Genomic DNA, 10,570 nt, shown 5'->3' on the forward strand with positions numbered 1-10,570 from the left:
TCGTACAGCCGCCAGACCGGCCAACGGGCCGCCTCTCTCAGGACCGGTCCTGACCTGCTGTTTTACTGTTCGGGTGGGGAAATTGAGCTACAAGTTCGCGCCGGTCAGCCCACGAACGTCTCCTGAGACTCATCGGATTCCGGATCGTTCCCCTCTGGTGCATGGTGCTCCGCGGTCCTGCGCCGCAGGTTCTCCACGTCGGTCAGGATGCCGACCAGCATCGTGTGCAGGTCGTTCAGCTGGTCCGCCGGGACGATCGGAGTGTGGTCACCGACTTCCGGCTCAAGGGCGTGCAGATGATCAAGGGCGTCCCGGGCGCCCTGCACCCCGAGATGGAGGGTCCTGCGGTGTGCGGCGGCACGCTGGCTGGGAGGTGGCGGAGGGTCCTCGGCGCGGGGAGCCTGGGTGGGGAGGGTGGGTGAAGCATCCTCGGTCCCCTGAGCGGCGCCGTACAGGAACAGCGCCGTCACGGGGTCCGTGGTGACGGGCTCCTCGCCGTACGAGCCACTGGTGGAGGCACCGCCGCTGGCCAGCGGCGTCTCACCGTTCGACGAGAGCACCGCTGGAGCCCGAACCGGCGCAGGATCCGCGGCCGACGTCGGCGATTCGGCCTGCGCCGCGCGTTCCGGGTCCGAGGCCACGACGACATCCCATTCGTACAGGGGCATTGGCACGCCATTGGTGTCGCGGGCGATGTGGTCTGGGGCGTCAAGGTCGACTTTGAAGTACACGTACGGCGGTTCGTCGGATGCTGCCGACTCCTTGCCGGTCAGGCTCTGCCTGGGCACGGAGTTCTGCGGCAGGTCTTCACTGCGGAAGGTGTTGGCGGCGAGCGCGAGTGTCCACAGGCCGAGTTCGTTCGACGGGCGTGAGAGCCCTTCGATGACCTTGTTCACGTCCAGCCGGAACGGGACGCCGCCCTTCTCCTTCTTACCCCCCAGCGACGAGCCGACGTTCCTAGTGAGGAGCTTGTCGGCGATCAGCGCGATACCGCCGGCCACCGCCAGGGTGAGGCGGGCGTCGTCGTCGCCGTCCATCGCCGGTGCGATCAGCTCGGTGAAGTCGTCGGCGGGCCGTGGGGTCCAGCCCTTGGTGACGTCGGTCGACAGCACACCACCGTTGTTCCAAGCATTTCGGGCCTGCTTGGTGACGAGTTTCTTCTTCGCACGCCAGGGCAGGTCGATGATCGGGCCGAGCAGTTCGCCAAACCCCTTCATGCTCATTCGCTGGCCGCCTTTGATGGCCTTGGCCTGGTCCTTGAGAAGCTCCAGGAGATCCGGCCGAGTAAGTGCGCTGACCAGGTAGATTCCACGCCACAGGGCGGTCCCGGGAGCAGCCGGATCGCCTCCGAAGACCTGTGGAAGCTCGGCCACGGGAATGCGGCCGACGGCAAGGCCGTACACCGACTGGAGATCAGCTGTGTTCCAGCGTGGATCGCCTTGCTGGATGATCCGCTTCAGGGCCCGGGTGACAACCTCGATGTTCTTGGCGGCTGCGTCCCACTGCATGAACTCGACGTGCACTGAAGCCAGTACGGAACGAATGGCGTCGTCAAAGATGTCCTCCGGAGACAGTACGCGGCCCTCGTGTCCCTCTACGCCGACGGCGATCTGTGCCGGAACTACGTAGGACTGGGCGATTTGAGCGGCCCGAAGCCCCGGTGCCGTCCCTTTCATCTCATTGTGGAACTCCTGCCTGAGTTCCTGCCGCCACCGAGCCCGGCCGGTGGCCAGTCGCTGTTCGAGCCCGGGCCCTGCGGCAGTCCCTGCCGCAGAAGCGCTGCCGAGCAGTGCTTCTGCGGCCAGGTTGGCCACTTCGGCGGCATCGGCACCGTGCCCGGCCAGTACCGCCCAGGCGCTGGCGAGTCGCGTGATGCCGTCACGGACAACGAGAACGTGGATCGGGTCCGCGCCGTCCTCGAAGGTGATCTCCACGGGGTGGGTGATCAGGTTGCGGGTGACGGATCGTGTGAGGATAGAGGTCGCGTAGCTGTTGAGCGACAGAGTCGCGTGGATGGTCTGCCACACGTGATTCCGAAGGTGGGCGAGGTTCTCGTAGCGGTATTGCACGATCGCAGCGGGGCGGCCCTCATGGGTGATTCCTTGGACTTGCGGGTCGGGCACCTCCATGACCTCCATGCCGGTACGAGGCTGGGGACCTGGGAAGAGCTCGCTGAGCAGGACGCGGGTGACCACCGATCGCAGCGTCGCCCCTTCGACGTTCTCGATCATCAGGAGACCCGATGGCTCGTCCGCCGCAGGCTGGAGCTGAACTACCAGCGCTTCGGGTCGAGTTGTAGAGCGTGCTATGGCCCCCCACGAAGGGCCCGGCAGCCAGGTGCCCGGATTGGACCGGCCCGCGGTGGTCACCGCCGTGCCATGAGTGTCGGTCGGGTCTGTAGGGAGTTCGGGCGAAATGTTGGTTACCCGGATCGGTTCCGTCCCCCAAAGAACGTCGAGGGAAAGAGCAGCGGGGATTCCGGTGGTCATGGGCGCAGATCTCCAATGAGTGGTCCGAAGTGGCCTGCGGCGGTCATGAGGACGGGCGGCACGTGACGACCGCCGTCCCGATTGCTATGAGGAGATTTCTCCCGGGATGTTCTTATCTGCCCAGCTCATCTCTGAGGAAGCAAGGGCGCCCTGCAGGTCTTGTGTGGGTAGCACCGGTGTTGATAGGCGGCGCATACCGCGAGCTTTGCGGGCGTCAGGAGATGCTTGACGTCGGTCGCAAGGCAAGGAAGGGCCCTCAGTGCGGGTGATTCCGGGGTCGGGGGTTCAAGAACTGGATCGCGGCCGTAAGTCGGTTCCAGGTAATAGCCCGGCTGGTATGGGTCAGGGCCAGCCCCGAGGTGCGTCCGGCGAGCCGAGTGCACAATCAGCTGAGCACGTCATGCTCAGTCTGTCGGGAATGCCGTTTGGGTATATGAGTGATGAGCGGTTCGGGGGACTCGGCGAGCACCTCGATGAGTTGCCTGGCGTGCTGGCATGCTGTCGCCTCAGCGCCTCAGCGCCTCAGCGCCTCAGCGCCTCAGCGCCTCAGCGCCTGTGCGGCTTTGGGGTTGACGTCCCTCGGGTAGACACCAAAGCAGCCCTTGACAATCCTCCTTGGGTGCGATATGGAACCCTGCTTGGGAAGGAGTCGGCGGTCAGCGAGGAGATCGTTCCATCTGTTCCGGTACCTCTGAAGCTCTGCGTCCGGAAGTTCAAGCACGCTCATCGTACGAAGTGGCAGCCGTCCGGAAATGCCGACGATGAAAACGGGGTCTTCGTGTGGGACGCGTGTCGTCTCGGCGATGTTCATCTGAAACTCCTGACCGTGCCGTCACCCTGGGCCCAGGTGATGGTGCGTCGTCGTAGCGCTGGCAACGCTTGCTGGTGACAACGTACGGATGAACCGCAGACACGTGCGGAAATTTTTAGCTGGATCATGCGGTAGATGCGCTAGTTGATGTACAGGAGTTGTACGGGTAGTGCGTACCTCCTCTACGCTGCCTCAGCTCAAGATGTCCTTGGCACGCGGGTAGTTGTCGAAGACCTGAGGGAGTGGGCTCATCCCGAGCTTGGTCAGGTGCGCCAGGGCGGCGGCGACTTCGGCGACTTCACCGAGGGTGCTGTCGCGCTGAACGACCCAGACGAACTCGTTTTCAGATGTCGGCAGCGTCCGAGGCAGGGTGGAGAGGCCGATCCTCTCGAACTCTTCGTTGATCTCCGCGCACAACTCTGAGCTGAGCCGGGCGCGTTCCGGCGCAGCGTGCTTCTTGATGAAGTGCATGGACAGGCGCTTGATGCCGTGATCGACCTCGACTGCGTGCTTAATAATTGTGAAGTCCATAACTCAATAGTCTACTGAATTAACAGGGGAGTTGCGAAGGGTAAGCTCGGATTCGACGGGCTGGAGAGGCCGACCCGGGACGATTGCTCATGGCTGGCGGCGGCACGGGCGTGGGAGCGGAACGGTCGGCGCTCTCGACGCGCCCCAGGACGGAGCTCAGTAGGACCGCGTTGATTCCTCGCCCTCTGGCTGAACCTCCGCAGCTGGCCTTTTCTCCGACGAGCGGAACGAGTACCCCGAGCGGCGGGGTGCTCACGGCCTGGTTCGGCGGATCGCCGTGACCGCGATTGAACTCGTCGACGTGGAGGGCCAGAAACTGTGGTGGTCGCGGGGTGCTGGGCCGGCAGCGGACACGTCCGGGCGGCGCCACCGGCCCTCCGCAGGGTGCCCCTGTCTGTTTGGGCAAGGTGCTGAGCCGGGATGGCGGCATGAAGACCTGGTTCGGCACTTACTGATCGTTTCAGAATGAGATCGGCGTGGTGCCCGAGGCGCCGCCCATACCGGCCCGCAGGGGCCGGATCCGAGGGCTGCCGCGACGTTCACGGGTTCCAGGTTGGTGAACAGTTGCCCCGCACCCGGCCACGCACATTCGGCTGTTCTACTCGGGCGGGTCCCAACGCCTCCTCGAGGTCATGCAGGGCGATGGATATTTCCAATCCATAGCCATGGCGGTGAGAGCTTCAATCACGGCGGGAGACCAGTTCCCATCCTTGATCAAAGTTTCGTCGAGAACTTCCCCACCACCGTAGGCGTGACCCGAAGAGGCTTTCGTGCCGAGGTTGGTGGTGTCGATGACCTCGTCTACCGGTACCGCCAATTGCCCGCTTCGCGCCCCCGCCGAATGCGTCGCGATGTGGATCTCAACGATTGGGGGTGACAGTGTGGCGGGCCCGACGACGGCCTTGAGTGCCCAGGGCATAAGGACATCAGATATGGCAGGGACCATCTCCTGGAAGGCTCGTTGCACTGCGTGCCAGTTCAATTTGCCGTGGCCCATCGGCCAGTGACGAATATCGGAGATCACCTCCAGAGATCCAGCCTCGGTGATACGCACGACCACCCGACAGGGGGCCGCCGCTCATCAAGCAGTGCAATCCCCCTGGGGCTTGAGGAGAGCCAGAGTTCGATCTCCCGACTACTTGCCCTTTCGAGATGCCAGGAGTTCGCTTTTAAGCCATTGCCACCCGCCCAGACCCCCATCCGTTCGGTCAGGTGGTGCAACTCCGTTTCGGAGAGCGCGCTGATCAACGTGTCGTGCATCCCAGTTGCCAGACGGAGTCGGCGACGTCCCAGCGGAAGCGCGACACTCGTGATGGCGCGCAGGTGCACGGCAGGCTGGGCGTAGGCCCGCTGGTCCTGCCTGAACGGCCGATGTGCATGGGGTGATCGGGTTGCGTATCTTCCCATGAACCCCTGGCTGTGATCGGCACCGGCCGCGGCGAGCAGGCTGGCCATCATCTGCCGATTCGCTCGGACGTTGCGCCCGTCGAGGCGAATCTGGATGCTCCCGTCCGTCACGATCGGTGCCGGGACCAGGCCCCGATCGATACGGACGACGAGGACCACCTTGTCGCTGTCCTCCAGCGGGACCTCGATCACCTCCGGCGTCCAAGCGGGTCGTAGGTGGTGGCTATCTGGTTGACGAGTTTTTCCTTCTCCTTACGGCTGACGCCGACAATGCCGGTCGGGACACCGTGAGTGCCGGAGTCCTCGGCAACGCCGATGAGGACCATGCCGCCGTAGCTGTTGGCTAGCGCGGCGACAGCATCGACGGGCTTCTCGCCACCGCGCTTGTACTCCACCGTCAAGTTCTCGGGTATGCCAAGCGAGACGAAGTCCTGGACCATGGCCAGAGTGACGTTGCCGCTGGGTGTGGTTAGCAATGGGTGCACCGTCACAGCCTCCACCGCCATCAGGCCGCCCCGCCTGCAGATTCGTGACATTGACCGCGCTGGATAGGCGATGGGCCATACCGGGTTCGTGACGGGTTCCGCCGCCCGGCCTTACCCCGCCGGTTGTTCTCTGGCGGAGATCATCATTGAGGCCCCCCGCGGCAGCACCAACCTGGGCAGCACGACCATGCTGTCGTCTTCTCGTACGGTGTGGCGGCGCGTGAACTGAGCCTCAATGCCGGATCGGACGTGGGCACGTCGAGCAACCCGGGACCGGCGATTGTGGTCGCGACGCTGGGCCTTCCACTGTCGGTGCTGGATGCGGTTGGCCTGCATCCTGACGGCGTCTGCCGAGGCACCTGGATGCATCGCCTCGATGACTTTGGCGATGGCAACTGCGGAGGCGCGGATCAGCAGCAGGAGAGCCGTGGTCAGAAGGAGTGGATACACGAGCCAGAGCGGTGCACCTGCCGCGAGGAGTTCAGAGATCAAGCCGTTCAAGGTGTTGCCGTCCTCGATAGTCGGGGTCTTACGACTGGGAGGGGCGCGACAGCCCCGAGCCTCGTGTCTTAGTCCGGATCGAAGGGAGGGCCCCTAGTGGAGCCCTCCCTGGTAGCTGATCGATGTTTGGTTCAGGCATCGCCCTTCATGTTCAGCTCGTCAATGACGTTGAGGTTCCTCGACGTGAGGACCACTCCCCCGAGAACGGTGGCCTCGTCGCTCGAAGGCCCTCACAACCGAGCTGCAACTCCCGGTGGGTTAGAAGTAAGAGACCGGTCCGACGGAGGCGCCAACGTGATACGTGGCAATTTCACCGCCGATGTGGGCTCAATGTTCATGACCAATTCGATGATCCAACCGAAGAACGCTAGTGCAGCGTTCAATGGTGTGTGGTGTGCTCGCAATTTCTGTGCTCCTTTTGGCGGGTAGGGAGTGCTAGAACTCCCCGCCACCGCACGGCCTCTGGCGCGTGGACCGTGCGGCAGCGGGACTCTCCAGTACTGCCAGATCCGCCGCTACGTGCCGTCGTAGCCAAGGTCGGCGAGGATCCCGTCCTTGTACGCCCGGTTGACCTTCTTTACGGCCCTCCGACGGATTCGGGTAGCACGTTTCGGATCGGTGCCCGGGGCGAGCCATTCGGCCACCGTCTTGGAATCTTCGCCCAAGACCTGAAACAGGACGAAGACGTCTGCCTCCTCCTGCGTAAGGAAGCCCAGCGCGCGGATACCCTTGACGAGTTCGAACAACTCGTGGTTGAGCTCCAGCACTTCACCGATGTTTGGGTCGCCCACGTGGAGTTCCGGGTTTTCGTCTCCCACCAGGATCTCGATCGTGGCGCGGAGGCTGCTGACCTGGTTGGTGACACACGCGTTCAAATATGAGTCGAGGTGCTCGACCGGCCCGCGGTTCACCAGCCGAGTGTGCAGACTCAGCATGATGTTGGACCACATGTCCTCGGCCAGGGTGTGGCCGGCCTTCTTTGCCATGCGCCCGTGATGGAGGGCCCGCTGCTCCACGGCCCTCCTCACCTGCTCGTGGCACTCGGGCGACAGTTCGCCCTGGGCCTCCCGGGCCCGCTCGGCCTCGCGCGTGCCGCTCTGCCCTCCCGCGGATGGTGGACTACTGGGTGCGGAACGGCTCTTGCCGCGCAACTCCTGGGCCATCGGCCCCTCCCGGTGCTTGCGTTCTGCTTGGTCACCAGCTCTCAGTCGCAGAACAGACCGTTTGTCACCGCTCTCGCGAACTTTCTTCATGGATTCCTCTCGGCACCCGCTGGTTGACCCTCGGTTCACGTCATCAGCTGATCCTCCGCCGATAGGTCACCGCTGCACCACCGGGCTCCGCTTCGGGCTGAGGGGCCTGCGGCAGCGGCGCGTGGACGATGGCACCCTTGTTCGCCTCGGGGATCAGGCCGTACACGAGGACACATGAGGCGTCGATCCGGCCGGGGCTGTCCGCGTCGGTCGGCATCCACGTGGCCCACTCGTTCTCCAGGTCCGTCATCATGCCGCGCAGCCGGACCCGGTCCTCCACCATCTGCTGAGCGATCGGCTCCGCCCTCAACAACTTGCCCTGCTTGGGTGGCGGCGTCGATCAGCGGCATCAGCTTGTTCGCCGGGATCTTCCCCTCGTCCTGCAACGCCTGCCACGCCGTGGAGATGGCGAGGGTGCACATGTCCCGGCCGAAGTTCCATTCGACGTAGATCACGGCGGCATTCGTCTCGTGCGCGAGGAGACAGGCCCGCCTCGACCACTCCACCGACGACATCGCCGCCGACACGTCATGCGTGATCCACACCCGGTTGCGTCGCCGAGGAACCCGCCGATGACGCCGGCGACATCCCGGCCGCCGCCGGACGGGTCGGCCCGCGACCGGCTGGTACCTGAAGAAGGCCCCCAGGACGCTCACCCAGTCCCAGTCCCAGTGAGGGGTGGGCCGTTCCCCGGGGTGCCCGTGCGAGGCCGGGGTGTCTCCGGCCGCGCAGAGGCGTGCTGGATGCCGATCAAGGACCGGCTCACCCGCCATGGCCTCCGCCATGGGCACCGGACGCTGATGGAGGAACTGGGCACTCCGAAGGTCCTCATGGATGAGCGGATGGGGCACGAGGACGGATCGGTCGGTGCCCGCTACAGCCACGTCACCGACTCGATGCGGGCTCTGCTGATGGAGCAGCTGACCGAGGTCTGGTTCGAATCGCTGGATGTCCGCCTCGCGTTGTGCCCACAGTCGCCTGTCCCGGCACTGGACCGGCTGTTGCAGGAATGTGCCGCGACGAGGTAATCCGCTGTTCAAGATCACATCCCACTGACATCCTAGACGCTCCAGGAACGCAATCAGGGCCGGTCTCCTGTGAAGGAAACCGGCCCTGACCTGGTACTTCTCTGTCGGGGTGGCGGGATTTGAACCCACGACCTCTTCGTCCCGAACGAAGCGCGCTGCCAAGCTGCGCTACACCCCGATTGTCGCTCGCGTGGCGGCGACATCAGTTACTTTAGCGGACCCGTGGCCTGAGGCGAAATCCGGTTTTCCCCGGTGGGCTGGTGGGGCCGGATTTCGCGGGGCCGGGTCGGGCTACCGCCTCGCTGTCAGGGTCAGCAGGGTTGACTCCGGAGCGCATGCGAAGCGCACCGGGGTGTAGCGGTTCGTGCCGCAGCCTGCGGAAACGTGCAGGTAGGAGCGGTTGCCGCCGGATTCGTGGGCGGAGAGGCCCTTGACCCGGGCGGTGTCCAGGTCGCAGTTGGTGACCAGTGCTCCGTAGAACGGGATGCACAGCTGCCCGCCGTGGGTGTGGCCCGCGAGGATCAGGGGGTAGCCGTCCGTCGTGAACGCGTCCAGGGCGCGCAGGTACGGGGCGTGCACCACCCCGATCGAGAGGTCCGCGCCCGCTTCCGGGCCGCCCGCGACCTGCTCGTACCTGTCCCGTTTGATGTGCGGGTCGTCCAGACCGGTGAAGGCGATCTCCATCCCGTCCACCTTCAGCCGCCCGCGCGTATTGGTGAGGTTCACCCAGCCCGCCGCGTCGAAGGCGTCCCGCAGGCCCTCCCACGGGTTGTGCACCACGCCCACCGCCGGCGCCTTGCCGTTGAGGCCGTGCTTGCCCTGCGCCTTCTCGAAGAGGTAGCGGGCCGGGTTGCGGAACTTGGGGCCGTAGTAGTCGTTCGACCCGAACACGTACACACCCGGGAATTCGAGCAGCGGGCCCAGCGCGTCCAGGACCTCCGGTACGCCTTCCGGGTCCGAGAGGTTGTCCCCGGTGTTGACCACGAAGTCCGGCCGCAGCCCCGCCAGGGACTGGAGCCAGCGCTGCTTCTTGCGCTGGCCGCCGACCATGTGGATGTCCGACACCTGGAGTACGCGTACGGGCCGGGCGCCCGGCGGCAGTACCGGAACCGTCACCCGCCGGAGGCGGAACGAACGCGCCTCGAATCCGGCGGCGTAGGCGATGCCTGCCGCGCCAACGGCCGTGATTCCTGCGGTGACTTTGAGGGGGATCCCATAGCGTGCGCGCATGGCCCCATCGTCGCAGACAGCCGGGCACCGCAAAATCTGCGGGCGCCGTGCGGACCGCACCTGCGACACTTGGGCGTATGACCACGCTCAAGTCCAAGCTGCACGCAGAACTCACCGATGCCATCAGGGCACGCGACGAGCTGCGCTCCTCGACGCTCCGGCTGACCCTCTCCGCCATCACCAAGGAAGAGGTCTCGGGCACCTCGGCACGCGAGCTGACCGACGACGAGGTGCTGAAGGTGATCGCCAAGGAGGCGAAGAAGCGCCGTGAGGCGGCGGACGCCTTCGAGCAGGGCGGCCGTACCGAGAGCGCCGCGCGGGAGAAGGCGGAGGGTGAGCTGCTCGCCACGTATCTGCCGAAGCAGCTGAGCGACGAGGAGCTGGGCGCGATCGTCGAGCAGGCCGTCGGCGAGGCCAAGGCGTCGGGCGTTGAGGGGCCGCGTGCCATGGGCGCCGTCATGAAGATCGTGAACCCGAAGGTGGCCGGGCTCGCCGACGGCGGCCGGGTGGCGGCCGAGGTGAAGACGCGGCTCGCCGGCTGAGCCGCCCGGCCGCCCGCGCCTGTGCCCGCACCCGTGTTTGTACCTGTGCCCGTTCGTACCCGTGCCGGTTCCCGTACTCGCACCTGCTGTGACGAGCTCACCCGTTGATCCAGGTGGGTGCGGGGGTGGCTGGGCGGCCGGGTACGGGGCGGTGAACTGACGGAGGGGGGGGCCCGGGGGGCACCCGGCGCCCCCCCCCCGCCGCCGGGCCCGGGGGGGCCGGGCCCGCGGGGCCGCCCCGACGCCCTGCGCCACTCGGCGCCCCGCGCCCGCCGTACGACCTTGCTGATCCG

13 protein-coding genes and 1 tRNA gene are annotated in these 10,570 nt (G+C 65.6%); 3 read left to right on the forward strand and 11 right to left on the reverse strand.

The window, feature by feature from the left end; all coding sequences use genetic code 11:
• Positions 1–104: 104 nt before the first annotated feature.
• The 9 genes from ACFXBC_RS08715 to ACFXBC_RS08755 form a co-directional block, all read right to left on the reverse strand.
• Positions 105–2,231 carry a hypothetical protein gene (locus ACFXBC_RS08715; protein ID WP_385020332.1) on the reverse strand — a complete coding sequence of 709 codons (2,127 nt, stop codon included), beginning with the start codon at positions 2,229–2,231 and terminating at the stop codon, positions 105–107.
• Positions 2,232–3,027: 796 nt separating this feature from the next.
• Entirely contained in the window at positions 3,028–3,300 is a 273-nt protein-coding gene (locus tag ACFXBC_RS08720) for a hypothetical protein (protein ID WP_385020335.1), read from the reverse strand.
• Between the two features lie 192 nt (positions 3,301–3,492).
• Entirely contained in the window at positions 3,493–3,831 is a 339-nt protein-coding gene (locus ACFXBC_RS08725) for a hypothetical protein (protein ID WP_385020338.1), read from the reverse strand.
• A gap of 598 nt (positions 3,832–4,429) precedes the next feature.
• A complete protein-coding gene (locus tag ACFXBC_RS08730; protein ID WP_385020341.1) occupies positions 4,430–4,885 on the reverse strand; it encodes a hypothetical protein in 456 nt (151 codons plus the stop codon).
• Positions 4,852–5,430: a hypothetical protein gene (locus tag ACFXBC_RS08735; RefSeq protein ID WP_385020345.1), complete on the reverse strand. Its 579-nt coding sequence runs from the start codon at positions 5,428–5,430 to the stop codon at positions 4,852–4,854. Before ACFXBC_RS08735 ends, ACFXBC_RS08730 begins: the two co-directional genes overlap by 34 nt.
• The gene (locus ACFXBC_RS08740) at positions 5,427–5,744 is read right to left on the reverse strand and encodes a helix-turn-helix domain-containing protein (RefSeq protein ID WP_385020347.1); all 318 of its coding nucleotides are present in this window, start codon (positions 5,742–5,744) and stop codon (positions 5,427–5,429) included. The genes ACFXBC_RS08735 and ACFXBC_RS08740 overlap by 4 nt, the downstream gene beginning before the upstream one ends.
• Before the next feature lie 90 nt (positions 5,745–5,834).
• Positions 5,835–6,224, reverse strand: coding sequence for a hypothetical protein (locus tag ACFXBC_RS08745; protein ID WP_385020350.1), 390 nt, complete (start codon positions 6,222–6,224; stop codon positions 5,835–5,837).
• Between the two features lie 515 nt (positions 6,225–6,739).
• Positions 6,740–7,387 (reverse strand): hypothetical protein, encoded by a 648-nt coding sequence (locus ACFXBC_RS08750; RefSeq protein ID WP_385020353.1) that lies wholly within the window; start codon positions 7,385–7,387, stop codon positions 6,740–6,742.
• A 133-nt stretch (positions 7,388–7,520) separates the two neighbouring features.
• Entirely contained in the window at positions 7,521–7,787 is a 267-nt protein-coding gene (locus ACFXBC_RS08755) for a hypothetical protein (RefSeq protein WP_385020356.1), read from the reverse strand.
• Between the two features lie 17 nt (positions 7,788–7,804).
• Here ACFXBC_RS08755 and ACFXBC_RS08760 point away from each other — a divergent pair, with 17 nt between their 5' ends.
• Together ACFXBC_RS08760 and ACFXBC_RS08765 are read left to right on the forward strand one after the other, a co-directional pair.
• Positions 7,805–7,927, forward strand: a complete 123-nt coding sequence (locus ACFXBC_RS08760) for a hypothetical protein (RefSeq protein ID WP_385020359.1) — start codon at positions 7,805–7,807, stop codon at positions 7,925–7,927.
• Between the two features lie 293 nt (positions 7,928–8,220).
• Entirely contained in the window at positions 8,221–8,505 is a 285-nt protein-coding gene (locus tag ACFXBC_RS08765; protein WP_385020362.1) for a hypothetical protein, read from the forward strand.
• A 104-nt stretch (positions 8,506–8,609) separates the two neighbouring features.
• Here ACFXBC_RS08765 and ACFXBC_RS08770 read toward each other — a convergent pair.
• Both ACFXBC_RS08770 and ACFXBC_RS08775 read right to left on the reverse strand, forming a co-directional pair.
• Positions 8,610–8,683: transfer RNA gene (locus tag ACFXBC_RS08770), tRNA-Pro, on the reverse strand.
• Positions 8,684–8,796: 113 nt separating this feature from the next.
• Positions 8,797–9,735 (reverse strand): metallophosphoesterase, encoded by a 939-nt coding sequence (locus ACFXBC_RS08775; RefSeq protein ID WP_385020364.1) that lies wholly within the window; start codon positions 9,733–9,735, stop codon positions 8,797–8,799.
• A 77-nt stretch (positions 9,736–9,812) separates the two neighbouring features.
• Between ACFXBC_RS08775 and ACFXBC_RS08780 the strand changes: the two genes are divergently transcribed.
• A complete protein-coding gene (locus ACFXBC_RS08780; RefSeq protein ID WP_385020366.1) occupies positions 9,813–10,277 on the forward strand; it encodes a GatB/YqeY domain-containing protein in 465 nt (154 codons plus the stop codon).
• Positions 10,278–10,570 lie beyond the last annotated feature (293 nt).

Origin of the sequence: Streptomyces sp. NPDC059398 (assembly GCF_042751845.1) — a bacterium.
Taxonomy (GTDB): domain Bacteria; phylum Actinomycetota; class Actinomycetes; order Streptomycetales; family Streptomycetaceae; genus Streptomyces.

Excerpts from the sequence above, each read along its gene's own strand:
- ACFXBC_RS08715 (WP_385020332.1), bottom strand. The coding sequence starts at position 2,231 with ATGATCGAGAACGTCGAAGGGGCGACGCTGCGATCGGTGGTCACCCGC.
- ACFXBC_RS08720 (WP_385020335.1), bottom strand. The coding sequence starts at position 3,300 with ATGAACATCGCCGAGACGACACGCGTCCCACACGAAGACCCCGTTTTC.
- ACFXBC_RS08725 (WP_385020338.1), bottom strand. The coding sequence starts at position 3,831 with ATGGACTTCACAATTATTAAGCACGCAGTCGAGGTCGATCACGGCATC.
- ACFXBC_RS08740 (WP_385020347.1), bottom strand. The coding sequence starts at position 5,744 with ATGGCGGTGGAGGCTGTGACGGTGCACCCATTGCTAACCACACCCAGC.
- ACFXBC_RS08750 (WP_385020353.1), bottom strand. The coding sequence starts at position 7,387 with ATGGCCCAGGAGTTGCGCGGCAAGAGCCGTTCCGCACCCAGTAGTCCA.
- ACFXBC_RS08765 (WP_385020362.1), top strand. The coding sequence starts at position 8,221 with ATGCCGATCAAGGACCGGCTCACCCGCCATGGCCTCCGCCATGGGCAC.
- ACFXBC_RS08775 (WP_385020364.1), bottom strand. The coding sequence starts at position 9,735 with ATGCGCGCACGCTATGGGATCCCCCTCAAAGTCACCGCAGGAATCACG.
- ACFXBC_RS08780 (WP_385020366.1), top strand. The coding sequence starts at position 9,813 with ATGACCACGCTCAAGTCCAAGCTGCACGCAGAACTCACCGATGCCATC.